Source organism: Acinetobacter sp. ANC_7682 (assembly GCF_056779795.1).
This window is the reverse complement of sequence record NZ_JBWYIQ010000036.1, coordinates 1-25,177: the sequence shown is the minus strand read 5'-3', so window position 1 is coordinate 25,177 and position 25,177 is coordinate 1. Positions and strand designations below refer to the sequence as shown.

Genomic DNA, 25,177 nt, shown 5'->3' with positions numbered 1-25,177 from the left:
ACTAAAACGTTTAGCCATTTCTTGAATCTCCAAAGATTAAAGTTACGTTATCTTTAGAGGGACGTGCTGTCCATTATTTTGGCTAGGATCATTGAAATGTGAAACCGCCATACATATTTGTAAAAGTAATTCTATGAAAGATAATAAAAATGGGAAACAAACTTTGAGTAATGAACGGTGTCCTTTTGAAACGTCACTCCCGATACTACAAAAATCTAAGTTGGGGCATCATTTCTCTAGAGTGCAAAACTCACATATATCCATGGATCTTATTGAACTGATTCGTGGAAGAAAGTCATGATCGGTGTAATCGATGTGGCAACCAATCAAATTGAAACACTTGACGAAATGGTGAACACTTTGCGTAAAGTTTTGCAATTTGTCGATGCTGATAAGCTATACCCTTCAACCCACTGTGGAATGATACCACTGTCTCGTCACGTGGGACGTGACAAACTTGAAGCCTTAAGTATGGGTTCAGCGATCTTAAACTAAGAAGTTAGTGCTTTAGCTGAGTTTATTTTCTACATTCAAGATGGATCATCTGTGTAATCACCTATATCCTAGGTTCGCACGAGTTTAGCAATTTATATTTGAGAAGAGAAAAATGGTTGAAGCTTCAGACTACAGAAACGCAATGTCTTTATTAACCACTGCAGTCAATATTATTACAACAGCTGGTGAAACAGGACAGCATGGTTTCACGGCTTCTGCTGTATGTAGCGTTACTGATTCACCTGCTACGCTTTTGGTGTGTATGAATCAATCATCCCGATCTCATCAGTATTTTATTGAGAACAAAGTTTTATCTGTCAATGTGCTCAGTTCTCAACATGAGTCTCTTTCAAATGCTTTTGCATCGAGTCAATTGAGTGCAGAACAACGTTTTGGATTAGCCCAATGGGGTAAATTGAAAACAGGTTGCCCGGTCTTAAAGGACGCTTTAGTCAGTTTTGATTGTGAGATTGAGCAAATTCAACAAGTGGGCACACACAGTATTTTTATTTGCCGAGTTGTAGCTATTCAACAAAGCTCGCAAGAGGAAAGTCTTGTCTATTTTAATCGATCTTATCATCAGGTGAGTGCAGAAGAGGAAGTTTAATGAGCTAGAGCAGCAAGATTTTCAATCGTTTCATATAATGATTATAGAAATAGATCAGCGCTTGATTAATGATCTCGGGAAAAGATGGTGAATCGTAAGCCTCGAACAGTGAGCTTTCATAGTGTGAGGTTAAGCCCAATGGATATTACTCGAATCGTTTATGATCATACAGAGTGAATGATCTTTCTCTTTGGGATGAAAAAAGACAAGTATTATTTTCAAAAATTTGAAACCAATTGAATAAATTTCAAAAAATAAACAGTGTTTTATATTTGATTCATTCTCTTAAAGAAATATATTAACTTTTAAATCTAGAAATTCGATTGTTTTTATAAATACTTTCGGTTTTACCAATTTAATCATCTTTTGTATTCTCTATTTCAATGAAGCAACACTCTCACAAAGAAATAGAGGAAAACACATGAGTTTAATCAATACTGAAGTCAAACCATTCAATGCAACTGCTTATCAAAATGGTGAGTTCATTGAAGTTTCTGAGCAAGATTTTAAAGGTAAATGGTCTGTTGTCTTTTTCTATCCTGCAGATTTTACATTTGTATGTCCAACAGAATTAGGCGATCTTGCTGATAACTATGCTGAATTCCAAAAGTTAGGTGTAGAAATTTATGGTGTATCTACAGATACTCATTTCACACATAAAGCTTGGCATGATACTTCAGATGTGATTGGTAAAATTCAGTATCCACTTATTGGTGACCCAACGTGGACATTGTCGAAAAACTTTGATGTATTGATTGAATCTGAAGGTTTGGCAGATCGTGGTACATTTGTAATTGATCCTGAAGGAAAAATTCAAATTGTAGAGATTAATGCAGGTGGTATTGGTCGTGATGCTCAAGAACTTCTTCGCAAAGTGAAAGCGGCTCAATATGTTCATGCTCACCCAGGCGAAGTATGTCCTGCGAAATGGAAAGAAGGTGATGCTACACTTGCACCATCAATCGATCTTGTTGGTAAGATCTAAATTAAGTTGAAAAGTAAAGAACCAGCACGATGTGCTGGTTTTTTATTAAGAGGCATAACCTTCTTGATTTTGTGCTGCTTGTCGTAAACCTTCAACCAAGTGGTCGATGAGTTTTTCCATCACGAGTCGTTGTCCTTTACGTGATGCATAAACGAGTTGCACAGTCCCTATCTTTGAGCACCAGTCAGGCAAGATGTGTATAAGCCGTCCTGCTGCCAAATCCTTTTGCACTGTAAGATAAGGTAGATCTGCAATACCTAATCCATCCATCACTGAATAATACACACCAGCCAAATCATTACTTTTAATACGTGGTTGTAATGGAATTTCAATGAGATCATGCCCTTCAATTCGGTGCAAATTCCATTGATAGTGTGTTTTTTGAGTTCCTAAAACAATTGTTGGAAAATCATTGATTTCAGTTGGATATTCTAAAACGCGACCCTGTAAAAGCTCAGGGGTTGCCACTAAACAATGAGTGGTTTTGATGACATCACGAACCACGATGGTGGAGTCTTCATTGGCAGAAAAATTAGTTCTGATCGCCAAGTCAATATCATCGTGCAATACATCTACGCGTCGGCTGGTTAATTCCATCTCGACTTGAACTTTTGGATAGCGCTTCAAAAAATCATTGAGTAAAGAGCGAATTTGATAACGCATCATTACGGGTGGGCAACTAATTTTAACTAGACCCTGAGGTTCACTTTTCTGTTTAAGTAAAACATTATGAGCGCAATCAGCTTGGTTGATTACTTTTTCACATTCTTGAAAAAATTCTTGACCTAAAGGCGTTACTTTGAAATGGCGAGTAGAACGTTGAATGAGTGTGACATTAAATTTTGCTTCGAGTTCTAAAATACGTCGACTAAGCTTTGATTTAGTTATATTTGACGCGTCACTAGCAGCACTGAAACCGCCGTATTTAACGACCAAATAAAAATAGTAATAGTCATCAAATGAATGCAATTTTCACCTCGACGCCTGATCCGATAAAGTTTAAGCATAGGTTAAACTAAGCCGTTCAAGAAATCATCTTGGGTTTTGAATATGGTAAAAAAAAGCGACCTAAAGGTCGCTTTTATTAAATATTATTTTTTAGTGGTGTTCTTTACATAGCTAACCATTAAGTTTTTATAGTCAGGAATATGCTCACCGAATAAAGCACCTAAACCTTCGATATCATTACGCCAGTCACGATGTAACTCACCTGCAGCACCAAACCATGTCATAAGTTGAGCACCTGCTTGAGACATGCGGTTCCATGCAGCATCGCGCGTAATTTGGTTGAATGTACCAGATGCATCAGTAATCACGAATACATCAAAGTCTTCAGCAAGAGCTGAAAGTGTAGGGAATGCAACACATACTTCAGTCACAACACCAGCGATGATCAGCTGTTTTTTACCTGTCGCTTTAACAGCATTTACAAAATCTTCGTTATCCCAAGCATTGATTTGACCTGGACGCGCGATATATGGAGCATCAGGGAACATTTCAACTAATTCTGGAACGAGTGGACCATTAGGACCATCTTCAAAACTTGTTGTTAAAATTGTCGGCAAGTTAAAGTATTTTGCTGCTGCTGCGAGTGCTAAAACATTGTTTTTAAACTTATCAGGATCGATATCACGTACAAGAGAAAGAAGACCTGTTTGGTGATCGACTAAAAGCACTACTGCATTATCTTTATCTAAACGAACGTAAGGTTTGCCCATTATTATTAGCCTCTATGATGTTAGTAAGTGTGAATACGTATCAATGAACTCGTATTCAGTCACCAGTCATATTAGACTGAAAATGAGATAAATTTGTGACCATTTTTAGGATAATTAGTCTTATTAATAGGAATATTGTAATCATGAATTTCAAATTTCAGTGAATAGTCACATATATGAATTAATTTAGATTATTATAATCATAAAAATAGGAATCTGTGTGGCAGTGAAGCTCTTTTTATTTTCTGTGCAAAGTCTAAAATGAGCGCATGTTCATCCTATCGAATATAGGAGTAAAAGATGAAAAGAGTAATTGGGGTTTATCGTAACCAACATACACATTGGGTTGGTGATGGTCTGCCAGTGCGTAACTTATTTTCTTATGATCGGTTAGGTCAAGCACTTAGTCCTTTTTTGTTATTAGATTATGGTGCACCACATCACTTTGAGCCAACGACACGTCAGTTAGGTGTTGGCTCACATCCTCATCGCGGATTTGAAACAGTGACTATCGCCTACCAAGGTGGTTTAGCACATAAGGATTCCAGTGGTGGTGGTGGTGTTATCGAGGCAGGAGATGTGCAATGGATGACTGCTGGGGCCGGATTGGTTCACGAAGAGTTTCATTCTCCTGAATTTGCTCAAAAAGGTGGAATTCTTGAAATGGCACAGCTTTGGGTCAATCTACCAGCCAAAGATAAAATGACTCAACCACGTTATCAAGCGATCACATCTCATGATATTCCAACAATTACCATGGATGATGATGCTGGTCACATCCGTGTAATTGCGGGTGAGTTTGGTGGTCATTATGGTCCTGCTGAAACATTTACTCCAATAAATGTGTGGGATGGTCAGCTTAAAGCTGAGTATGAAACATTCATACATGTTCCTGTAGATCACAACGTATTGGTTGTAGTGTTGAATGGTGAACTCGTAATTAATGGGACTCAAAAAGTTCTAGACAGTTCAATTGTGATGTTTGCTCGTGATGGTGAGGCAGCAATTCAATTGCAAGCATATAAAGATACACAATTTTTAGTGCTTACAGGTGAGCCTCTAAATGAGCCAATTCAAGGGCATGGACCATTCGTCATGAACACCAAAGAAGAAATCATTCAAGCTTTTCATGATTTCAATAATGGTAAATTTGGTGAAATTGCACGTTAATTGGAACGAGAAAAGCGGAAATATCATTTCCGCTTTTTTTGTAATCATCACTTTAAAAAAATAAAGGACCTCTATCCCACACAACAGAGGTCCTTATACGCTGTAATTTATATTTATTTTCTAGATCACATTCTATTTGTGTTTCTTATTAATGTGATGTAGTTCTCATTTTCAAAACAATGATAATGCATTTTTTTTAAGCTGTAAACTAAAAAATTAAATTATTGGTGAAAATATCTATTTTGTTTTTAAACATATTTTTTGATTTCTTAAAAAATACAAGTGTATTAAATATTTAGCGTATGACGAATAGTGTAGCAAGAATTTTACGCAAATTTATTTGATTAAAAATTAATCAAAAACAAATAAAATCTGGAAGTTTTTAATAGCAAGTTTCAAAGTGTTCTATCGCATAATTAAAAAAATTTTTAATGCTTGGATCATAATTTTGAAAATTGCAGTGATTGGAAGTGGTATGGCAGGGTTGGCAACTGCGAGAATTCTCAAGGATGCTGGTCACCAGATCACAGTTTTCGAGGCGCTTCCAGGGCGTGGTATGGATAGTTATAGTCTTGAGTATGAAGGTGGGATTATTGATTCGCCATTACGTGTCATGAATCCAATGCTCTGGAAAAATACATTGAGTCTTGCCACACATTTGGGTCTCAACACTTTTCCAGTACGTACATATATGTCATGTAGCTGGTTATTTGAAGATAAAATCGAAACTTGGCTGACAACATCACGTTCACGCATAGGCAACTTTCCAATCATTAACAATCGAAAAGGATTAAAGCAATATGGCATCCGTTTAGTGAAAGGGATGTTACAACTTAGATCTGCATTGAAGCAGTTTTTTAAATCTAAAAATCAAGATATCACTTTAGATGAGTTCGTTAAATATAACCAAATAGAAGAAGTATTTTGGAATGGGGCAGTCATGCCTGTCCTATTTACCATTTGTACATGTGATGCAAAAACCATTGGTGAATGGCCAGCAAAACCATTGTTGATTTTCTTACGCCAACTGACGGATGGAGATGCACTCCTTCGAATTCAAGGTGGGACGCCAGCTTTCGTTGATAAATTGCTGGAAGATATCGATTTAAGAAGTGGGCAGCCCATTACTCGTGTACAAGAGCAGGGTGATTTAGTCTATGTGGAAAATGAAGCAGGTGAATCTGACTTATTTGATCGCGTGATTGTCGCGACACCAACAACAAAAGTTCATGAGTTTTTAGATGCTGAACAGTTTGCGGATGATATTGCACTTCTCAAACAATTTAAGTTTGTTGATGGTGAATTGGTCATTCACACTGATTCAGTGGTAATGCCTGTGAAGCGTAAAGATTGGTGCGTATTGAGTTATATGATGGATCGTAAATTTACTAAACAGCATTTCACTGTTTGGCTGAATTCGATTGAGCCAACATTAGTGGGTAAATCTCCTGTTTTTCAAACTTGGAATCCAGTAATTGAGATTGATCCTAAAAAAGTAATACATAAAGTGAAACTCACTAGAGCTGTTGTAGACCGACATACTCTACCACTAACGCATGAGTTGAATGCTCGTCACCAACAACAAGGTCGTAAAGTATTTTATTGTGGCTCTTGGTCATGTGATGGATTACCAATTTTGGAGTCAGCGGTGACTTCAGCAATGGATATAGCAAAATTACTCGATGCGCCGTTACCATTTTTAGGTTTAAAGCCTAAGGTACAGGTTGCACCAGAGTTAGGATATTAAGGGATTGAATGAAGAAGCTCCAAGCATGGATGAAAGCCCCTCGACATAAATATGCGATCAATGCAGCTTTATTGGGGGATTACCGTAATTGTGCTTGGAGTAATTTAGGTCTGTGGAAAACTGACCAGCTGAATTATCCACAAGCCTGCGAGTTACTCGCAATAACCCTTGCTCAATCTATTGATTTAAATTCAAAAGATAAATTAATTGATTTAGGTTGTGGACAAGGTGCTAGCCTAATTTTATGGAAAGAAAAATTTCAAATCGAATACTTGGAAGGAATTGAATTACAAGAATATTATGTAAATCATACGCGTAAGTTTTTACCTCATGTCAATCGGATCTCGCAGGGAACATTTTTAAATTTAGAATCTAGATCATTTGAATTTAAATTTGATGCGGCAATTTGCATCGATGCTGCTTATCACAGTAATTTGAATTTATTTCTTCGTTCTGTAGATGGTATTTTGAATTCAAAAGGACGCTTAGCATTTCATTATCTTGCTTTGAATTCAAAGTTCTATACTTTGAGTCCTCTAGCGCAATTGAAAGTTAAATTATTATTAAAAGCAGCTGACGTTCAACTGAACCATTTGCACTCATTCGATGAAACACAATCAATCTTAGTGCAAACGGGTTTTAGAGATATACATATTCAAGATTTGAGTCGCGAGGTATTTGCAGGATTTGCAACGTATATTCAGAGTGATATTTTTAAAAAGAACATCCAAGCTCATTCGTATCACGTTTTAGATTTGGCAAAAATTAAGATGACAGCAAAGTTGTGTGCGAAACTTTATCAAGAGGGAATCGTACGATATGTACAAGTGAGTGCAAGTAAAAAATAAATCATCAAAAACAACAAAGCCTCACTAAAAAGCGAGGCTAAGTATAAAATGGTGCCGGCACACGGATTCGAACTGTGGACCTACTGATTACAAGTCAGTTGCTCTACCAACTGAGCTATGCCGGCAACGTGGAGAGAATAATAGCGTTTTTTCACTAAAACGCAAGTCAAAAATTAATCGATTAATTAAAATTGAGCAGGATGAATTGTTTTTGCTTTATTTTTGATCTTCTTTTCTCCTCATTTTATAGTGATGCCCGTCATAGCGTGTACAGGCATCTTGAGAGAATTTTATAGGATCAGCTATTTGTTTTTTAGAATACGATCAAGGTCTTGTGCACACTCTTCAAGAGTATAAGCCATATCAAATTGCATTTGAGGTTTTAACTCTTGTGCTAATTTTCTCCATTGCTCAATTAATCTTAGCGCTTTTTGAATTTTGTGTTTATTCACATCTTTAGCGATAGTGGGTGTGTAGCCACCACGTTTTGCATTTTTAATTTGTTTTACATAGTTGGCGCTGTTATTCATATTATCTCCGGAATAGCAGGTTCTCTATTTTATAGGTGTGCAAAAATCATCTATTTGAATAACGTTGTTAGGTTGTTCAGCTCCTTAAGTATTGTTTTTATTAACTTAACATGATGTTGATGACAGTAAAATGAAGCGAGATACGTGCCAAAAGCGAAGTTTTAGGCGAAAAAAAACCGAATCTCATGATTCGGTTTTTTAAATTCTGGCGGTGAAAGAGGGATTCGAACCCTCGATACGCTATTAACGTATACACACTTTCCAGGCGTGCTCCTTCAGCCACTCGGACACTTCACCAAGGCGTGCGATGATAACTAAAAAAAAAGCAGATGCCAAGTTGAAACAATTGATTTAAAGAAAAAGTTTTTAGCCAGTGATATGATTGCCGAAAAATTCTGTCGAATGCATGAAGACTAAAATATGCAAAGCACTGCAAAAAAAGCCGCACTTCCTGCGGTAACATTGGCAGCATTAGGGGTGGTGTTTGGTGACATTGGAACCAGTCCTCTGTATGCATTGCGTCAATGCTTCCTTACGGCTCATATTGCAATTACTGAGGCAACCGTTCTGGGCATTTTGTCGCTCATTTTCTGGTGCATGATGCTCACCATCAGCTTTAAATATGTCTCAGTCATTATGAAGGCAGATAACAATGGTGAAGGCGGTATTATGTCGCTTCTTGCCTTAAATCTACGTTCAACTCGTATTGCAGATCAGCGCAAAATTTATCTCATTGCCTTGGGCTTTATCGGTGCATCACTGTTTTTTGGTGATGGCATTATTACCCCAGCAATTTCTATTTTATCTGCGATTGAAGGTTTAAGTATTGCGACTCCGATGTTTAATCAATGGTTATTACCATTGGCCGTCGGTATTTTAACAGCACTGTTTTTAATTCAGCGCCACGGCACGGCGACCATGGGTAAGTTCTTTGGACCAATCACATTATTGTGGTTTGCATCTATTGGACTATTAGGCTTATGGAGTGTTATGCAAACACCGTTCGTGTTGGCAATGATCAGTCCGCACTGGGCGTTTGGCTTTATCATCAACCAACCTTTTGTTGCATTCCTCACGATGGGTGCCGTCATTTTAACGATGACGGGGGGTGAAGCACTATATGCAGATATGGGACATTTTGGTCGCATGCCCATTAAGCTTGCTTGGTTTGTGATTGTATTGCCAAGTCTAGTTTTTAACTATGCGGGTCAAGGTGCTCTACTTTTACGAGACCCAAATGCAATTGAGAACCCATTTTACCTGTTGGTCCCTGATTGGGCTTTATTTCCAATGATTGGTCTTGCAACCGCTGCTGCTGTGATTGCCTCACAAGCGGTGATTACGGGTGTATTCTCAATGGTCAATCAAGCGATCCAATTACGCTATTTACCGCGTTTAACCGTGCAACACACCTCTGATATTGAACAAGGACAAATCTATGTCCCATTCATCAACTGGGTATTATTTATTTCAGTCATTATTCTCATTTTATTATTTGAAAATAGTGCGAATCTTGCCAGTGCCTATGGTGTAGCAGTGACCATGACTATGCTGTGTGGTACGATTTTAATTTCGATTTTAGCTTATGGCGTTTGGCGCTGGCCTGTTTGGAAAGTAGCCCTTTTTGCTGTGCCTTTATTGATCATCGACCTCATTTTTGTTGCTTCGACTTCTTTAAAAATTGTTGGTGGTGGATGGGTGCCGATCTTGATTGGTGCAATTGTATTTACCGTTTTAATGACGTGGAAAGATGGCCGTCAAATCGTACTTAATAAGCTTGAGTCTGATGCGTTACCTATTGATCTCTTTATTCAAAGTGTCAAGATGAGTGATGAAACGCTGATCGTTCCTGGGGATGCAATTTTCCTCACAGGAACACCTAATATCGTTCCACATGCGATGTTGCACAATATTAAGCATAATAAGGTTCTACACGAACGTAATATGATGATTACGGTCATTACTAAAGATGTACCATATGTACCTGATATTGAGAGAATTCGTGTAGAAAAGATGGATAATCGATTCTTTAGGATTTTTGTATATTATGGGTTTAAAGACCAACCCAACATTCCAGTTGCGCTGAAAGCGGCATATGAGCAGTTAAATTTTGAATTTGATATGATGCAAATTAGTTTCTTTATTTCACGTGATCGTCTGATTCATACCGTGGGAGAAGGAATGGCGCCATGGCGTGAAAAATTATTTATATCAATGCAGCGGAATACCAGTCCTGTGAGTGATTTCTATTTAATTCCACCAAATCGCGTAGTCGAAATGGGAAGCCAGATCGAAATCTGAGTAAGCGTTTGCTAAAATTTTGGATATAAAAAAACCGCCTCAAGGCGGTTTTTTTATTAAGTCTAATACCTTACTCAGCCGCTGGTGCTTCTACAGGGGCTTCTTCAGTTGCATTTACTTCAGGTTGAGCTGGAACTGCAGTTTGTGCTTGAGGAGCAGTTTCTTCTGCTTCAGCAGGTGGTAAGTTTCCAATAGGCGCTTTCGCATCAGCAGGCGCTTGTGTTGTAGCACCTTCAGAAATAACTTTCATCTGACCATTAGCTAATACTTCTTGTAAAGTACCAGGCTGACCATTCACTGTTGTTACGACTTTAGCTTTAGAAAGGCTTTCCAAAGTTTCGCCAGCTTGAACTGGTGGCTCAGCAAATGCACTTGCACTTGCTAAAGATAAACCCATTACTAATGCTGTCAAAGAAGTATGTGCTAATTTCATAGTGTCCTCACTTTCAATTCTTTTAATTTACTAAATAACTTTTATACCATCTCACAAGTAATTGATGTAATTCAATCAAATACACGTAAAACCTTAAAGAGTATTAAAAAACTATTCTATAAAAACAACAATTTGTTACTTATTTTGAGTGATATTTGAACGGAATGCGAAGATCCTTTATTCACTTGAAAATTCACTTGATGTACTTCAAATTCATAGCTTGTTAAGCTGTGGCCGGTTTTGAATAAAGCCCACGCATTGGGCCAGAAGTTGAACACGGAATGAATAGGTAATCTGAGTTTGAATAATATTGTGGTAAAAGCTGTATTAGGTATTGTTGCAGCAGGAAGCTTTGCAATTGCTTTCGGTCAAGAAAAGTTGTCTTCATATCTGCCATTTTCAGGTTCGGTTAATAATACAGCTTGTCTAAATCAATTTTATCGCCAAGAGCCACCTTATTTAATCAAAGAGAGCTTAAATAAAGATCGCTACCCATTATGCTTTAATGGATTCACCACTATGTATTCTGGTGTCTCAAAAACACCATTATGGGTAGCTGAATATCTGAATCCAGATCGGCTGAGCCAAAAAATAAAAAGAGAAGACAGTTTCCATGAGGAGACTCGTGTAGCAGAAAAGCATCGAGCATTATTATCAGATTATCGTGGGTCGGGATATGACCGTGGTCATATGGCTCCAAATGCTGATATGCCAAATAAAGCTGCACAGTACGACAGTTTTTCTTTAGCCAATATGGTTCCTCAAGCTCCGCAGAATAACCAACAAATCTGGCGAGAAATTGAGGAAGCGACACGTGCAATCGTTACGAAGCAGAAACATGATGTGTATGTGATTACCGGGCCTGTATATAGTGGCAAAAAACTGAAAACCATTGGACGCGGTGTTATTGTTCCAACAGCGGTGTTTAAAGCCGTATATATACCTAAAACAGGTGCTATTGGCGCATATTACGCTCCCAATAATAATTCACTACAGATGCAAGTGGTCAGTGTATGCCAGTTAGAAGAAGTGCTTGGCATGAATCTGTTTCCTCAACTTACATCTGAGCAAAAGCGTAATACTTATAAATTGCCATTAAAAGCCAATCAGGTCAAAGCCCAAAAAGCGATAGAGTATTCGCACTGGGATGCCGAAAGCCAATGTGCAGTTGATATCTCAACAGATCAACTCAAAGCGCTGCAAAAAGAGTTTAGTAGTCAAAGCGTACCTGTCAATACAACCGCAACGAATCAAGAGGCTAAGATCGATGAACAAGCACAAGATGCAATCGTGAAAGAGTTGGTTCAAGCGTTGTTGCAATATTTATTACAAATCCTTAAATAAAAAAGCTCGAATTCGCCCTGAAGATTCATTTATCTTCAGGGATTGATATTTATAAACTTAAAGAGATTTGCCATGTTTAAGCCTTTTAAAAATGGGACTGAGTCACATTCCATTCATGACTTGACGCTTGAAAACGATCTTGATCGTGTGAGTATTTATGGCAACTTGCAAATCACCAAAGATCAAGCCGGTTTAGCCGCTGCGAAAGCGTTAAAACAATATTTAGATGCAATGGTCATCTACTTAGAAGATCAAAAAAATTTAGCAGAAAAAATAGAAACGACGGCTGAGAATGAAATAGAAAATCCTTTCTTGTGATTCATCAATCATCTTTAGACTGAAGACTTAAATTCACAATCATCAAGTGCGAATATGATGTTGAATACGCCACTGTTGGGGCGTCATCTTCATCCACTGACGAAATGCGCGTTGGAATGCACTTTGTTCGGAATAACTGAGCAATAACGAAATCTCGTGTAAGCTGAGATAAGGATCTTGTAAATATTGAATCGCTAGAAGTTTGCGAACTTCTTGAACGCGCTGCTGATAGGTATCACCTTGATTTTGTAAATGGCGCTGAAGTTGTCTGACTGACATTCCCACTTGTTCTGCGACAGTTTGAATTTGATAATTGTGTCTTTGGATTCCAATCAGAATGGCTTGCTGTAACCGCTCATCGATTTGTGTGTTGTTGGGGAGTCGACTTAACAAATCTTGAGCTTGTTGCATCAGGAGTTTTTGTAAAGTTTGATCAGCTTGTTTAATCGGTGCTTGTAGGAGCTGGCTTGGAAAAGTAAGCTTGACATGAGGCTGAGAGAATTTTACTTTGCTCTGAAAAAAACGCTCATAAATCGCAATATTTTTTGGTGCTGGAAAGCGAAAGTGAATTTCTTGAATATGTAAATGCTCAATACCCGCATAACGTTTTAGAAATTCAACCAATAATGCCATCGCAATTTCATCCGTGATTTGTGTCGACAAATGCATTGGCAAATCTTCCCAACGTACGCTAAATACGCCTTGCTCCAGATCAACGGCGAGAGGTGTACCATCATAAATTAAACGATGATATTCATGATAACGGGTGAGTGCTTCTGCTAGGTTATCGCATGATAAAGCGATATACGCGATAATGCCTAAATGTTGCGGTTTGACCCATTGAGCAATTTCTAACCCTAACGCAGGTTGTGGGTGTACTTCATAAATTTCATTTAATATTTCACGCCAAATGCTAAAGTCAAAGCGTTCGGCTTGCTGAATACTTGCCAATTTTACAGAAATAGGGAGACCGCTCTCTTCACAATAATTATGTAAGAGATGTCCAAGTCCACCATGAACCGAGCCTGAATAATCCTTTATCTGCTGCATGTGATTAATACTTTTCTTGTTTTATCAATTGAAATCACGATGAGTTATTAAGCCTGTTTTTACAGTGCCATACAAGCGCTTTTTCTACCATACGACATTGAAAAATATGTCGTGATTTGTCAATGAAAATTTTATCTTGCGTCAATGGTTGAGAGCTTGAGTTAGATATATTGAAAGAAAAGAAACAGGGATTTTGAACATGATTAAAGGTTTTGTTGCAGGCTTAATCATTGCCAATGGATTTGAATGGGTCGCGCATAAATATGTTCTACATGGTGTACACCGTCCGGGTAAAGCGAGGTTTAGTCCTGTGCCTAAAAATATGGAATCTCATTGGGCACATCACCGTGAAGTTAGAACACAAGATTTCCATGATGAGGGTTATGTAGAGGGAATCTCAAATTGGCGAACAAAAAATGAAATCGTATCATTGGGGATTGTTGCTGCTGTATTTGGAACAGCATTTTATCCAATCTCGAAAGGCATGAGTTTATCCGTGCTTTATAGTGCTTGTAACTACTACTACACGCATCGCAGAGCTCACCTCGAACCTCATTGGGCAAAAAAGAAAATTCCTTGGCACTATGACCACCATATGAACGCCAATCAAGATGCAAATTGGTGTGTCACTAAGCCTTGGTTTGATTACATTTTAGGAACACGTGTCATTTCAACGCCAGATTTGAAGGAAGATAACCCTTTAGGGGTGCAGTTACCGTCTTTTATTTCAAAACGAGTCAATCATATTGTTGAACAATATTTCCCCGCAAAGTGGGTTGAGCAGAAAGCAGCGCGCTCCGATATTTCAAAAAAAGCTTTGGCTATAGTGGAGTAAGTCAGATTAGATATGGAATTGGCTGAATTGACATCTGGTTTGTCATGATTGGTCAATAAAATATGTAGCTTTTGTCAAGATTTCGTGCAGATCTGTCATTTATGATATGAGATGAATAAATCGGAGAATGAAAATCTGATGGTAGAACTCTCCAGTTTATCGCTTTGCATAACGAACCAAGCGCTGTTTTTTCTTGGTTTTTAGAGCCTTCGGGCTCTTTTTTTTTGCAAAAAAAAGAGGCATTTGCCTCTTTTTTATGGGCCTGATTAAAGACGCATTTCAATGCCTTGTTCAGCTAAATATTGTTTTGCTTCCGGGATGGTGTGTTGACCAAAGTGGAAGATAGAGGCTGCAAGCACCGCATCAGCCCCCCCTTGTAAAATACCGTCTGCTAGATGTTGAAGATTACCCACACCGCCTGAAGCAATCGTTGGAATCGTTACACGATCATTAATTTGACGCATCAATGCTAAGTCATAACCAGCTTTTGTACCATCTGCATCCATTGACGTAATGAGCAATTCGCCTGCGCCGTATTCTGCCATTTTCACAGACCATTCAATCGCATCGATACCCGTTGGTTTGCGACCACCATGTGTGAAAATTTCCCACTTATTTTCACCCGTTTTTTTTGCATCAATCGCAACTACAATACATTGTGCACCAAAACGTTGAGAGGCTTCTTGAACGAATTCAGGATTAAAGACAGCAGCTGAGTTAATACTGACTTTGTCTGCACCAGCGTTAAGCAATAAACGAATATCTTCAACTTTACGAACACCGCCACCTACGGTCAGTGGTACAAATACAGTTTCAGCCATACGCTCAACCGTACGGTAAGTGGTGTCACGCCCATTAGATGTTGCAGTGATATCGAGAAAAGTAATCTCATCTGCACCTTGTTCGTTATAACGACGTGCTACTTCAACTGGGTCGCCTGCATCACGAATATCAAGGAATTGAACACCTTTTACAACTCGACCGTTATCTACGTCGAGGCAAGGAATAATACGTTTAGCAAGCATAATTTTTTCCAAAAATAACAGCCGATTATGAAACTTACAGACTTTGGTGCTACACCTTGGTAGTCGGAGCAGGTATTCTATCAAAATAATGTAAGTTTTTTCGCAGGTTTTTTTATGTCGGTTTATACCACTTTGACTTTAACGGAAGTTCAGGATTTTGCTACGCCTTATGGATTAGAGGTGATTGACCTGATTCCGATTCAAGGAGGTATTCAAAATACGAACTATTTTCTAGTTTGTGCAGATCAAACCGAATTTGTTTTAACAATTTTTGAAGATATGGATAAGCAAGGCGCAGGTGAACTCGTCCCTGTACTTGAGCATCTGGGTCATGCAGGTCTGCCTGTGCCTGTACCTTTGAAACATTCAGGACGTTCGATTCAGATCTTAAAAAATAAACCTGCACAAATTGCGCCTAGAATGCGTGGCAAGCATCCTATGCCTTCATCACTTGAACAGGTTCAGTCCATTGCTATTGCACAGGCTCAAATACATGTGGCTCTCGATAACTTTCCCTTAGAACGCGCAGAGTATCGTAATCATGATTATTGGTTAAGTGTGGCTCAGCAGCTTCGACCTACGTTAAATCCAGCCGATCAAGTATTATTAAATAGTTTGTTAGGTTTATATGACGCTCTTACCGCAATGTACCCTGATCGTCCACGAGGTTTTATCCATTCTGACCTATTTAGAGATAACACTTTATTTGAAGGGGCTACTTTAAAAGGGATACTCGATTTTTATGAGTTGAATAAAGATGAACTTTTGTTTGATATCGCCATTACGATGAATGATTTCTGTACAGAATATCCAAGTGTTCATTTGAATGAGGAAAAGGCCTTAGCATTCTTGGAGGCTTATCAAAGTGTACGTGAAATGACCAGTGATGAAAAATCATGCCTAGAACTCTATTTAGCGATGGCAGCTGGACGTTTCTGGATGATGCGTTTGCTAGTGGCTCAAAAGAACAAAGAAATGGGGCGTGTTAGCGAGGATATTTTGCAAAAAAATCCTTTAGAAATGCGCAATATGCTGGTTGAAAGATTAAAATTTGTCACAGCTTAAAAATTTAAAAAATCTGGGGGAAATATGCGTGATCAAGGTCGTCTAGTTGAATGGTTTGATGAAAAAGGCTATGGATTTATTCAACCCAATGATTCATCCAAAGATCGCGTTTTCCTTCACATTAAAGATTTTGCCAAACCAGGCCCAAGACCGATTCCAGGTTGTGCTTTGGAGTATATCGTTCAATTGGATGGTCAAGGTCGATTTAAAGCGAAACAAGTAACATACTTAAAAGCGACTCAGGCAAAAAAAGTAAAAACGAAGCCGCGTCATTCACCAGTTACTCAACAAAAAATGCAACCGATGCAAGTAGCGATTATTGCTTATATCTTGACGCTTGCTACATTAGTCCTATTGGGGCTATTGAGTATGATGGTGGTGTTGGTCATTTTATTGATGAACCTGATCACCTATGGCTTATATGCACACGATAAAGCGGCGGCTCAACAGGGGAGTCAACGTGTACCAGAAAATACATTACATGTGGTTTCTATATTAGGAGGATGGCCGAGTGCTTGGCTTGCTCAGCAACGCTTGCGTCATAAAACACAAAAACAACCATTTCGAAAAATTTATTTCTGTACTATAGCGTTTAATATACTGATTATTTTATGAATAATTTCACCATTTAATGGTTTGAAATTATAAAACCTCAAAAAAATTAAAAAGGTGACTTTATGAATTATACAGCTGATCAAGATCCAAACCGCAGCTTAACGATTTTACTTTACATCCTGTATATCATCGCTATTTTTTCAGCAGGTATTTTGGCGGTTATTGCGCTAATTATTAACTATTGGAAACGATCAAAGGTACAGGGCTCAATTTTTGAAAGTCATTTTACTTGGCAAATTCGTACTTTTTGGTGGTATTTAATTTGGAATATCATCGCGTTCCTGCCGTTTTTGTTCTTATTCTTCACGGGTGACAATCCTAATGCCTTTGCTGGTGTAGCACTGGGTGCAACAACATTCTGTATCGCAGTGATTGGTTTGTCATGGGTTTGGATTGTTTATCGTGCGATCAAAGGAATTATTAAGGTCAATGATAACGAGCCAATGTATCAATAATTAAAACTCATGAATGAGGTGGTGTCATGATTATTGAGCATGTTCATTTAAATATCAAAATGAACCAGAGTGAGGCATTCGAAAATGCTTTTAAATTAGCTAAAGACATTATTTCACCAATGAAGGGGCTAAATGCGGTTCAGCTGATTAAAAATACGAATAATGAACATGCTTATATTTTACTGATTTACTGGGACAAACTTGAAGATCATACAGAAGGTTTTAGGCAGTCAGAGGCGTATTTAAAATGGAAGGAACTCTTGCATCCCTTTTATGCGCCTATGCCTGAAGTGCAGTATTTTCAACCATGTATGATGTTAAAGCTAAAAGAGCCCCAATAAGCTTATTCTTTCCTCTTAAATTTTGGTCTCCACTCACTGGTAATTACACCGAGCACAACCAACACGCCACCTAAAATTGAGAGCATAGCTAAACGCTCACCTGCTAATCTCCCAATCAAAGCCGCCCAAACAGGTTCGCCAGAATAAATAATGGCAGCCTGTGAAGGATCAACCACGCGTTGAGCCCAGTTCATGACTAACTGAATGATTGCACTTGCAAGTCCTAAACCTCCAATAATCGCAACGAAGATCCAGTTAAACTCAGGGAGTTGTGTTTCACCCACCAATGGTGCCATTAGAAAACAAATTAACGATGCAAAAATGAGTTGTAATATCGTCACTCGGCGTAAATTGACTCGAGGCGCAAAGTAACTAATGAGAATAATTTCAAGTGCAATCGCAATTGATCCTATCAAGGTAATGATCTGACCAAATTCAAGCCGAATAGCACCAAACCCATTGCCTGTTAAGAAAACTAAACCTACAAAGGCGAGTCCTGCCCCTATCCATGTCATGACATGTGGCCTTTTTTTAAAGAGCAACCACAATAAGATGGGAACCAACGGCACATAAAGTGCTGTCAAAAAGGCAGACTCGCTACTGGTGATGGTCTGTAAGCCAATGGTTTGCGTTCCATAGCCACTTGCAATCACTGTTCCAATGCAAAATCCTGCCCAAATATCTTTGGCACTAAAATTTTTACAATATTGAAGTGAGATGAGACCAACAGCCAGCGCAGCTGCTGCAAATCGAAAGGCAACGAAAAGCACTGGTGTGCTGAAGCTCAATCCATATTTGACTGTTATGAAACTGGCACCCCAAATCATCGTAATTGCAATGAGGGCAAGTTGTGGTGTTTTGGTTTTAAGGGTAGGAGATAAATTCAACATATTTTTTAAGTAAGAAAAAAGAGGTCCTAAGACCTCTTTAGAAACATGCGCTATTAGAGCGCTTGTTCATCAAGTAATAATTGAGCTTCACGAAGATTTAAAGTGCCTTCATAAATTGCACGACCAGTAATCGCACCTAAAATACCAGGCTGACCTTTTAAGTTGCGAACGTCGTCAAGATTGGTCACACCGCCTGAAGCGATCACAGGTAAACCTGAATAAGTCGCAAGATTAACTGTTTGTTCGATATTCACACCTTGCATCATGCCATCACGTGCAATATCGGTATACACGATACTAGATACACCAGCATCTGCAAAGCGTTTAGCTAAATCAGTTGCTTTTACGTCAGTTACATTTGCCCAGCCATCAGTGGCGACCATGCCATTGATTGCATCAATACCGACAATGATGTGACCTGCGAATTTTCTACAAGCTTCCTCAACAAACTCAGGTTCTTTGACTGCTTTTGTACCAATAATGACGAATGATACACCTGCATCTAAGTAGTGTTCGATGGTTTCAAGAGAACGGATGCCACCACCAATTTGAATTGGCAGTTCAGGTTGTGCTTTTGCAATCGCTTCCACAACAGGTTTGTGAATAGGTGTACCAGCGAAAGCACCATTTAGATCAACTAAATGTAAACGGCGAGCGCCAGCGTCTACCCAATGTTGTGCTGTTGCCACAGGATCATCAGAGAAAACGGTATCGTCTTCCATACGACCTTGTTTTAAACGGACACATTTACCATCTTTAAGGTCAATTGCAGGGATAATCAGCATGCTTTCGCTCCTTGCCAGTATTCTGGAGTTTATTCGCAGCAATCTTAGCAAAGAAACATCAAATGAGCGAAGTAACAATGAAAAAAAACCGTCAGAACAATGTTGACGGTTTTTTAGACGAACTTTGAATTAAATGTATGGTGTTGTATCTAAGTTAGAGATTAGATCAAAGCTAGTTGGTGTGATACTGGTTGGGATTGCACCTAAAGCATTTGTGATCTCTCCCGTGAATCCTACAAGATCACCCACGACAGGAATCGATGACAGAGCATCTGTAACAGGTGCTAAATCATCCAGTAAATTATCTAATGTTCCTGAGACATCTCCTAATGTTCCTGTGACACTGCCTAAAGGATCATCAATGAGACCAGTCACGAGATCAAGAGGTTTGGTACTTGCGACATAATCTCCCGTTTCACTCACGAATCCCAAAAGATTTGAAGAGGTTTCTCCGACAACATCTACGACAGCACCTAAACCTGGCACTTGGCTTAGCAGGTCGGTCACGGGATCGGCTAAACCAGCGACTTCACCTACAACATTTGAAACATCTTTGATGGTTTGGCCTACAGTTGCAGTAGTGCCATTCAATGCAGTATTAATGCCCCCTAATAGATCTCCCTTCGAAAAATCATCAGCGATAGCGTGTAAGCCTCCGCTTAAATTTCCTAGTAAATTATTTTCAAGATTGAGTACCGATTCCACTGTATCTCCGATCAGTGGCAATTCTGTTAACTTATCCGTTAATGGTTTGGTCAGCGTCCCTACTGTGTCAACAACGGTATCTACAACTGTCGTTACGGTTTCTAGAATAAAACCAACTGCTTTCGTAATTCCCTGTAAAGCAAGGCTTAGAACGCCACTGATTTTTCCAGTAAAAAGTTTAAACATGTGCAGATTGCTCCAAAATATATGTGGTTAGTGTTGGATCTTTGTTGTTTCAGCAAGTTCATAATTAACAAAGAAAAAAATTTCAGACAAATCGAAAAAAAACAATATAAGTGGAATAATTTTGAAGATATGCCGTAAAAACAGCAACTTAATACAACACAAGGGTAATGTTTAAAAATGTTAACAAAATCAATTATTTATTGTGGTTTAATTTGGTGCTTGATAGAATAAATGTACACTTATAATGCATGAATATTATCGAGTAGCATGGTGTAAATACCTAAAATGCCAACTTGTTCGATTCGTTGATTGGTTTTGTGAATTTTGTGTATTTTTTTAATGATTAAAATTGGTGCTCATTGTCTTTACATAAGTTAACAATTAATCATTGGGTCAATTTATTTTTCTTTTTAATTCAAACTGAGTAATGAGAAAAATTAGATCACACTTTTATTTGTGAATTATCTATATTGAAAATAATTTCAATTTCATCTGATTTGTTTGGCAATATTAGACTCAACTGCATAGGCTTAATGTTAAATTGAAACTGCAGACAGTGAATAAGATTTGGACAGAAGCGATGGCAGTTCAAGAAGATGATTTATTTAGCGAAGGTGCTAAAAAACTTAGAAAATTGATCAAAGAGAAAAACATTAAACCGACTGATGTGGTGAATGCATTGGGAGTCTCTAAGGAAACACTGTCGAAATGGGTGCAAGAGTCAACTCCTGCCAATGCTCAACATCTAGTTGAATTAGCGAAAGTACTGAGTGCTGCAGAACGATGGGTTTCAGACGCAAAAGATGGTAAAAAATCAGAAAGTTTTAAACAGTATCATTTGAAGGATGAGTTGGCTTTAAAAGATGCAACGCCAGAACAATTAATTTCAGAACTTAAAAGTCGTTATGCTGCGCTGAATCTAAAAGCAGAAATTAAAGTAACTGTTGAGCCAATTGAAGGTGGCTTTGTCGTAAAAGATATTTAGAGTAAAGTCTGAAAAAAAGCTCACTGAAAACAGTGAGCTTTATTATGGCTTTAAATTTTCCACTCTACAAAATTTTTCAACAACTGTAAGCCAGCTGTATGACTTTTTTCTGGATGGAACTGAGTAGCAAACAAATTATCTTTATGGATTGCGGTGCAGAATTCCAAACCGTAGTTACATGTCGCAGCAATGATCTCAGATTGTTTCGGTTCAACATAGAAACTATGTACGAAATAGAAACGAGCATCTTGATCAATGTTGTTCCACATTGGATGGCTTGGATCTGCTTGGTGTACCTGATTCCAACCCATATGGGGAACTTTTAAACCTTCAATATCTGGAAAGCGTTTAACAGCACCATCAAAAATGCCTAATGCATCTGCACCACCATTTTCTTCAGAGTGTTGCAGCAGAGCTTGCATGCCGACACAAATCGCAAGGACAGGCTTGTTGAAAACGGCATTGCGTACAACCTCGTCAATGCCAGCCTCGTGCATACCTTGCATGCAATCACGCATTGCACCAACGCCTGGGAACACAATTTTATCTGCTTGAGCAATCAGCTTAGGATCATTGGTCACATCAACGGTTGCACCAACATGCTCAAGTGCTTTTGCTGCTGAGTGAAGATTTCCCATGCCATAATCAAGAAGGGCAATACGGGTCATTACAAAGTACCTTTGGTTGAAGCTACAGTATTTTCTGCACGTGGATCTACTTCACAAGCCATACGAAGTGCTCGTGCAAATGCTTTAAATACACTTTCAATTTGGTGATGGCTATTTTTACCTTTCAAATTGTCTATGTGGAGTGTCATTAATGCGTGATTCACAAAGCCTTGGAAAAACTCAGAGAATAGGTCGACATCAAAAGTACCAATGCGCGCGCGCGTAAATGGAATGTCCATCCATAAGCCAGGGCGGCCTGATAGGTCAACAACGACACGACTCAAGGACTCATCAAGTGGTGCATAGAAGTGACCATAGCGACGTAAACCTTTTTTGTCACCTAAAGCCTGTGCAAATGCCTGACCAAGGGTAATACCACAGTCTTCTACTGTATGGTGATCATCAATTTCTAAATCGCCGTCGCAATGAATATCGATATCAAATAAACCATGACGCTTGATTTGGTCGATCATATGGTCTAAAAATGGAACACCTGTATTGAGGGTGCCTTGACCAGTACCATCAAGATTCACGCGAACACGAATTTTGGTTTCGTTTGTGTTTCTTACCACTTCACTGATACGTTGCGTCATAGACACGTTCCTCAAAAACGTTAAAAATGATGAATGTAGATTTTCGATGTCACGAAAGTGACAGCATATTAGATTGCTCAGGAGGGTTAATCAATGCCTATAACCGTACATGCAATAACTTCGCTTGATAATGTTGAAGTTCGTGAACAGCTTGAGCGCTTATATGACACCAGTCCAGAATTTAGTGACGGACAAGATGCCATTGAACAACTTGAGCAAAACTTAACTCAGTATACCTTACTTTACACGGCAGAATTTAATACAAAGATCATTGGGGCCATTTGGTCAACTGGACAAGGTGAAAGTCGAACGCTTGAAAATATCGTAGTTCATCCGGCTAACCGTGGACGTGGTGTCGCAGAGCGCTTAGTGAGTGAAGCATGTCGAATGGAAGAAGAGAAAGGCGTTAATCATTTTGAGCCTGGATGTGGTGCAATACATCGTTGTTTAAGTAGTTTGGAAAAAATTTAAAACTATTGTTCGATTTTAAATATTAAAAGTCAGTCAATACTGGCTTTTTTTATTGGATTTGTATGTATTTACATCGAATAATCTAAATGTTGTTTTAAAAACATCCATTTGTTTAAATATCCCAAAAACTTGCTTGACTATATCGAGATGAAACTGTTTAATACGCGACATCGGCGTGATAGCTCAGTTGGTAGAGCAACGGATTGAAAATCCGTGTGTCCCCAGTTCGATCCTGGGTCTCGCCACCATATTCTTTTAAGAATTTGTATTTTCAATCTCTGATCCCATCAGAGATTTTTTTTGGGTAAAATTTACTCGAACAAATAAAAAATGCATGATTTTTATTGACTATTGAGCTCAGTTACGGCTTAATACACCCCATCGGCGTGATAGCTCAGTTGGTAGAGCAACGGATTGAAAATCCGTGTGTCCCCAGTTCGATCCTGGGTCTCGCCACCATATTCGAAAAATCCTCAACAATGTTGAGGATTTTTTTTGCTTATAAAATAATACAAAATGAATCGAAGTCATTCATCATCCATTTTTTTTGATGTGCTAAGGTTGATTTCTCGATCAAATTCAGAATAAAAAATGAAAGACCTATTTTCTGATCAAAGTGAGCTTTATCAACAAGCTCGTCCAAGTTATCCACAAAGTGTGATTGACGAAATCTTCAAATATGTTCAGAACTATGAAATGGCTTGTGATTGCGGGGCAGGTTCAGGACAATTCACCCGCTTATTGGCTCCGCATTTTAATCAAGTCATTGCAACGGATATAAGCGCAGCACAACTTCAGCAAGCCCCAGCAATAGATAATGTAATTTACCGAATTGATAATGCTGAACATAGCAATTTTAAAGCACAATGTTTTGACCTGATTACAGTTGCCCAAGCCATTCATTGGTTTGACTTCGAGTTATTTTTTCAAGAGGTCTATCGAACACTGAAGCCCCAGGGTGTCTTTGCAGTGATTGGATATGGGCTTATTGAAGTGGAGAATGAGGAGCTTCAAAGCTGTATTGAAAAGCTATATCACCAAGTATTGAAAACATATTGGGAGAGTGAGCGTCACTATATTGATCTGAAATATCAAACGATTCCATTTCCTTTTGAAGAAATCCCGACCTGTGAGCAGCACATGCATTGTAAATGGCGGATTGATCAGTTGATTGATTATTTAAATACATGGTCAGCTTTAAAGAAATATCTTAAACAAAATACGCAAGCCAATAATCAGGCGACACAAATCTTAAATCAGATGAGCCAATATGCCTTAACTTTGAATAATGATACCGGTCATAAATTTAATATTCGATTCCCAATATTTTTACGGATCGGTAAATTGATAAATGCTCCTGTTTTATAAAATTTCTTAATGGTCGTGAATGAGTCTTTTAGCAAGGCATACAACTTCTTTTTCGTCATATCCCAATTGTTCATAAAAGTTTTGAATATCAATAAATTCTTTTTGCACTAAAAGCTGAACTTCTGGACAACCAAGTGCAATCAATCTTTTTTCCAAATGTTGAATCAACGCTGTAGCAACACCATTCCGTTGATGATTGGGATGTACCGCGAGGTAATTGATCCACCCGCGATGACCGTCGTAACCACCCATTAATGTTGCGATAATGAACTGATCTTTCACAGCCACCAAGAATAAGTCATCTTTTTGTGCAGCCTTCCTAAAAATATCAATTTCCGGATTATTCCATGGTCGTGTTAGATCACATCTTTCCCAGAGTTGAATGATGTCTTCTAAGTCAGTCTCAATATAAGGACGAATGATAAACATGATGCGCTCAAATGGTGGTTAATTTTAATACAGAGATTAGCCTACTCTGATGAAATTGATAACTCATAATTATCTTATGTGTCTATTTTCTGCTTTACATTTATGCAGTCTTTTTTAGATAGGAATGGCTTTGTTGCATAAAGGTTTGAAAGGCTGAGTTCCCTTAAGCTACTCAAATTTAAGAGACAACTTGGGTATGAGGGCGACCTAATTCT

Annotated in this window: 28 protein-coding genes, 4 tRNA genes and 1 pseudogene; 19 read left to right on the top strand and 14 right to left on the bottom strand. The window is 38.4% G+C overall.

Annotation, left to right across the window (positions count from 1 at the left end; all coding sequences use genetic code 11):
- Nucleotides 1–82 precede the first annotated feature (82 nt).
- The 3 genes and pseudogenes from AC1M9D_RS12300 to ahpC form a co-directional block, all read left to right on the top strand.
- Nucleotides 83–495, top strand: a pseudogene (locus AC1M9D_RS12300) (uroporphyrinogen decarboxylase/cobalamine-independent methonine synthase family protein); the annotation flags it as partial.
- A gap of 112 nt (nucleotides 496–607) precedes the next feature.
- Nucleotides 608–1,102: a flavin reductase family protein gene (locus AC1M9D_RS12295; RefSeq protein WP_481586844.1), complete on the top strand. Its 495-nt coding sequence runs from the start codon at nucleotides 608–610 to the stop codon at nucleotides 1,100–1,102.
- Nucleotides 1,103–1,523: 421 nt separating this feature from the next.
- A complete protein-coding gene (gene ahpC, locus AC1M9D_RS12290) occupies nucleotides 1,524–2,087 on the top strand; it encodes an alkyl hydroperoxide reductase subunit C (protein WP_035267594.1) in 564 nt (187 codons plus the stop codon).
- Between the two features lie 45 nt (nucleotides 2,088–2,132).
- On the opposite strand, the gene AC1M9D_RS12285 is transcribed toward ahpC, so the two are convergent.
- Both AC1M9D_RS12285 and ycaC read right to left on the bottom strand, forming a co-directional pair.
- Nucleotides 2,133–3,056: a LysR substrate-binding domain-containing protein gene (locus AC1M9D_RS12285; protein ID WP_481612287.1), complete on the bottom strand. Its 924-nt coding sequence runs from the start codon at nucleotides 3,054–3,056 to the stop codon at nucleotides 2,133–2,135.
- 122 nt (nucleotides 3,057–3,178) lie between these two features.
- The gene (gene ycaC / locus AC1M9D_RS12280; RefSeq protein ID WP_035267592.1) at nucleotides 3,179–3,805 is read right to left on the bottom strand and encodes an isochorismate family cysteine hydrolase YcaC; all 627 of its coding nucleotides are present in this window, start codon (nucleotides 3,803–3,805) and stop codon (nucleotides 3,179–3,181) included.
- A 300-nt stretch (nucleotides 3,806–4,105) separates the two neighbouring features.
- On the opposite strand from ycaC, the gene AC1M9D_RS12275 reads away from it, so the two are divergent.
- The 3 genes from AC1M9D_RS12275 to AC1M9D_RS12265 all read left to right on the top strand — a co-directional run bounded on the left by AC1M9D_RS12275 (nucleotide 4,106) and on the right by AC1M9D_RS12265 (nucleotide 7,570).
- Complete coding sequence (locus AC1M9D_RS12275) at nucleotides 4,106–4,975, top strand: pirin family protein (RefSeq protein ID WP_035267590.1); 870 nt, start codon at nucleotides 4,106–4,108, stop codon at nucleotides 4,973–4,975.
- Nucleotides 4,976–5,423: 448 nt separating this feature from the next.
- Nucleotides 5,424–6,722, top strand: coding sequence for an FAD-dependent oxidoreductase (locus AC1M9D_RS12270; protein ID WP_481597198.1), 1,299 nt, complete (start codon nucleotides 5,424–5,426; stop codon nucleotides 6,720–6,722).
- 8 nt (nucleotides 6,723–6,730) lie between these two features.
- A complete protein-coding gene (locus AC1M9D_RS12265; RefSeq protein ID WP_481612286.1) occupies nucleotides 6,731–7,570 on the top strand; it encodes a class I SAM-dependent methyltransferase in 840 nt (279 codons plus the stop codon).
- Between the two features lie 49 nt (nucleotides 7,571–7,619).
- Here AC1M9D_RS12265 and AC1M9D_RS12260 read toward each other — a convergent pair.
- The 3 genes from AC1M9D_RS12260 to AC1M9D_RS12250 all read right to left on the bottom strand — a co-directional run bounded on the left by AC1M9D_RS12260 (nucleotide 7,620) and on the right by AC1M9D_RS12250 (nucleotide 8,397).
- A tRNA-Thr gene (locus tag AC1M9D_RS12260) sits at nucleotides 7,620–7,695 on the bottom strand.
- A 177-nt stretch (nucleotides 7,696–7,872) separates the two neighbouring features.
- Nucleotides 7,873–8,100 carry a hypothetical protein gene (locus AC1M9D_RS12255; RefSeq protein WP_035267585.1) on the bottom strand — a complete coding sequence of 76 codons (228 nt, stop codon included), beginning with the start codon at nucleotides 8,098–8,100 and terminating at the stop codon, nucleotides 7,873–7,875.
- Between the two features lie 206 nt (nucleotides 8,101–8,306).
- Nucleotides 8,307–8,397 (bottom strand) — tRNA-Ser (locus AC1M9D_RS12250).
- A 123-nt stretch (nucleotides 8,398–8,520) separates the two neighbouring features.
- Here AC1M9D_RS12250 and AC1M9D_RS12245 point away from each other — a divergent pair.
- Nucleotides 8,521–10,401 carry a potassium transporter Kup gene (locus tag AC1M9D_RS12245; protein ID WP_179999076.1) on the top strand — a complete coding sequence of 627 codons (1,881 nt, stop codon included), beginning with the start codon at nucleotides 8,521–8,523 and terminating at the stop codon, nucleotides 10,399–10,401.
- Between the two features lie 70 nt (nucleotides 10,402–10,471).
- On the opposite strand, the gene AC1M9D_RS12240 is transcribed toward AC1M9D_RS12245, so the two are convergent.
- A complete protein-coding gene (locus tag AC1M9D_RS12240; protein WP_228133254.1) occupies nucleotides 10,472–10,834 on the bottom strand; it encodes a hypothetical protein in 363 nt (120 codons plus the stop codon).
- A 300-nt stretch (nucleotides 10,835–11,134) separates the two neighbouring features.
- Here AC1M9D_RS12240 and AC1M9D_RS12235 point away from each other — a divergent pair, with 300 nt between their 5' ends.
- A complete protein-coding gene (locus AC1M9D_RS12235; protein ID WP_481588826.1) occupies nucleotides 11,135–12,178 on the top strand; it encodes a DNA/RNA non-specific endonuclease in 1,044 nt (347 codons plus the stop codon).
- A 72-nt stretch (nucleotides 12,179–12,250) separates the two neighbouring features.
- Nucleotides 12,251–12,496, top strand: a complete 246-nt coding sequence (locus AC1M9D_RS12230; protein WP_092766470.1) for a hypothetical protein — start codon at nucleotides 12,251–12,253, stop codon at nucleotides 12,494–12,496.
- 42 nt (nucleotides 12,497–12,538) lie between these two features.
- On the opposite strand, the gene AC1M9D_RS12225 is transcribed toward AC1M9D_RS12230, so the two are convergent.
- Nucleotides 12,539–13,546, bottom strand: a complete 1,008-nt coding sequence (locus AC1M9D_RS12225; RefSeq protein ID WP_481612285.1) for an AraC family transcriptional regulator — start codon at nucleotides 13,544–13,546, stop codon at nucleotides 12,539–12,541.
- A gap of 199 nt (nucleotides 13,547–13,745) precedes the next feature.
- Here AC1M9D_RS12225 and AC1M9D_RS12220 point away from each other — a divergent pair, with 199 nt between their 5' ends.
- Nucleotides 13,746–14,381 carry a sterol desaturase family protein gene (locus AC1M9D_RS12220; RefSeq protein ID WP_180028773.1) on the top strand — a complete coding sequence of 212 codons (636 nt, stop codon included), beginning with the start codon at nucleotides 13,746–13,748 and terminating at the stop codon, nucleotides 14,379–14,381.
- Nucleotides 14,382–14,647: 266 nt separating this feature from the next.
- Here AC1M9D_RS12220 and hisF read toward each other — a convergent pair whose 3' ends face one another.
- Nucleotides 14,648–15,406 carry an imidazole glycerol phosphate synthase subunit HisF gene (gene hisF / locus AC1M9D_RS12215; RefSeq protein WP_035267573.1) on the bottom strand — a complete coding sequence of 253 codons (759 nt, stop codon included), beginning with the start codon at nucleotides 15,404–15,406 and terminating at the stop codon, nucleotides 14,648–14,650.
- Nucleotides 15,407–15,520: 114 nt separating this feature from the next.
- On the opposite strand from hisF, the gene AC1M9D_RS12210 reads away from it, so the two are divergent.
- The 4 genes from AC1M9D_RS12210 (at nucleotide 15,521) to AC1M9D_RS12195 (ending at nucleotide 17,882) form a co-directional block, all read left to right on the top strand.
- Nucleotides 15,521–16,471: a homoserine kinase gene (locus tag AC1M9D_RS12210; RefSeq protein ID WP_481612284.1), complete on the top strand. Its 951-nt coding sequence runs from the start codon at nucleotides 15,521–15,523 to the stop codon at nucleotides 16,469–16,471.
- 24 nt (nucleotides 16,472–16,495) lie between these two features.
- Nucleotides 16,496–17,086: a DUF1294 domain-containing protein gene (locus AC1M9D_RS12205; RefSeq protein ID WP_481612283.1), complete on the top strand. Its 591-nt coding sequence runs from the start codon at nucleotides 16,496–16,498 to the stop codon at nucleotides 17,084–17,086.
- A gap of 62 nt (nucleotides 17,087–17,148) precedes the next feature.
- On the top strand, nucleotides 17,149–17,541 hold the full coding sequence (locus tag AC1M9D_RS12200) for a DUF4870 family protein (RefSeq protein ID WP_035267567.1): 393 nt from the start codon (nucleotides 17,149–17,151) through the stop codon (nucleotides 17,539–17,541).
- A 26-nt stretch (nucleotides 17,542–17,567) separates the two neighbouring features.
- A complete protein-coding gene (locus AC1M9D_RS12195; RefSeq protein ID WP_481612282.1) occupies nucleotides 17,568–17,882 on the top strand; it encodes an antibiotic biosynthesis monooxygenase family protein in 315 nt (104 codons plus the stop codon).
- Nucleotides 17,883–17,884: 2 nt separating this feature from the next.
- Here the strand turns inward: AC1M9D_RS12195 and AC1M9D_RS12190 are convergent, their stop codons facing one another.
- From AC1M9D_RS12190 to AC1M9D_RS12180, 3 genes are all read right to left on the bottom strand, one after another.
- On the bottom strand, nucleotides 17,885–18,772 hold the full coding sequence (locus AC1M9D_RS12190) for a DMT family transporter (protein ID WP_481612281.1): 888 nt from the start codon (nucleotides 18,770–18,772) through the stop codon (nucleotides 17,885–17,887).
- A 53-nt stretch (nucleotides 18,773–18,825) separates the two neighbouring features.
- Complete coding sequence (gene hisA / locus AC1M9D_RS12185) at nucleotides 18,826–19,557, bottom strand: 1-(5-phosphoribosyl)-5-[(5-phosphoribosylamino)methylideneamino]imidazole-4-carboxamide isomerase (RefSeq protein ID WP_035267561.1); 732 nt, start codon at nucleotides 19,555–19,557, stop codon at nucleotides 18,826–18,828.
- A gap of 129 nt (nucleotides 19,558–19,686) precedes the next feature.
- Nucleotides 19,687–20,448, bottom strand: coding sequence for a hypothetical protein (locus tag AC1M9D_RS12180; protein WP_179999052.1), 762 nt, complete (start codon nucleotides 20,446–20,448; stop codon nucleotides 19,687–19,689).
- A 556-nt stretch (nucleotides 20,449–21,004) separates the two neighbouring features.
- Here AC1M9D_RS12180 and AC1M9D_RS12175 point away from each other — a divergent pair.
- Nucleotides 21,005–21,433, top strand: coding sequence for a helix-turn-helix domain-containing protein (locus AC1M9D_RS12175; protein ID WP_481595775.1), 429 nt, complete (start codon nucleotides 21,005–21,007; stop codon nucleotides 21,431–21,433).
- Between the two features lie 50 nt (nucleotides 21,434–21,483).
- Here the strand turns inward: AC1M9D_RS12175 and hisH are convergent, their stop codons facing one another.
- Together hisH and hisB are read right to left on the bottom strand one after the other, a co-directional pair.
- Nucleotides 21,484–22,101 (bottom strand): imidazole glycerol phosphate synthase subunit HisH, encoded by a 618-nt coding sequence (hisH, locus tag AC1M9D_RS12170; protein ID WP_035267559.1) that lies wholly within the window; start codon nucleotides 22,099–22,101, stop codon nucleotides 21,484–21,486.
- The gene (gene hisB / locus AC1M9D_RS12165) at nucleotides 22,101–22,694 is read right to left on the bottom strand and encodes an imidazoleglycerol-phosphate dehydratase HisB (RefSeq protein ID WP_035267557.1); all 594 of its coding nucleotides are present in this window, start codon (nucleotides 22,692–22,694) and stop codon (nucleotides 22,101–22,103) included. The genes hisH and hisB overlap by 1 nt, the downstream gene beginning before the upstream one ends.
- A 93-nt stretch (nucleotides 22,695–22,787) precedes the next feature.
- Here hisB and AC1M9D_RS12160 point away from each other — a divergent pair, with 93 nt between their 5' ends.
- The 4 genes from AC1M9D_RS12160 to AC1M9D_RS12145 all read left to right on the top strand — a co-directional run bounded on the left by AC1M9D_RS12160 (nucleotide 22,788) and on the right by AC1M9D_RS12145 (nucleotide 24,533).
- Entirely contained in the window at nucleotides 22,788–23,165 is a 378-nt protein-coding gene (locus tag AC1M9D_RS12160; RefSeq protein WP_481588832.1) for a GNAT family N-acetyltransferase, read from the top strand.
- A 172-nt stretch (nucleotides 23,166–23,337) separates the two neighbouring features.
- Nucleotides 23,338–23,413, top strand: a tRNA-Phe gene (locus tag AC1M9D_RS12155).
- Between the two features lie 135 nt (nucleotides 23,414–23,548).
- Nucleotides 23,549–23,624 (top strand) — tRNA-Phe (locus AC1M9D_RS12150).
- Between the two features lie 132 nt (nucleotides 23,625–23,756).
- Nucleotides 23,757–24,533, top strand: a complete 777-nt coding sequence (locus AC1M9D_RS12145) for a class I SAM-dependent methyltransferase (RefSeq protein WP_481612280.1) — start codon at nucleotides 23,757–23,759, stop codon at nucleotides 24,531–24,533.
- A 6-nt stretch (nucleotides 24,534–24,539) separates the two neighbouring features.
- On the opposite strand, the gene AC1M9D_RS12140 is transcribed toward AC1M9D_RS12145, so the two are convergent.
- Nucleotides 24,540–24,962 carry a GNAT family acetyltransferase gene (locus AC1M9D_RS12140; protein WP_179999046.1) on the bottom strand — a complete coding sequence of 141 codons (423 nt, stop codon included), beginning with the start codon at nucleotides 24,960–24,962 and terminating at the stop codon, nucleotides 24,540–24,542.
- Nucleotides 24,963–25,177: the final 215 nt, after the last annotated feature.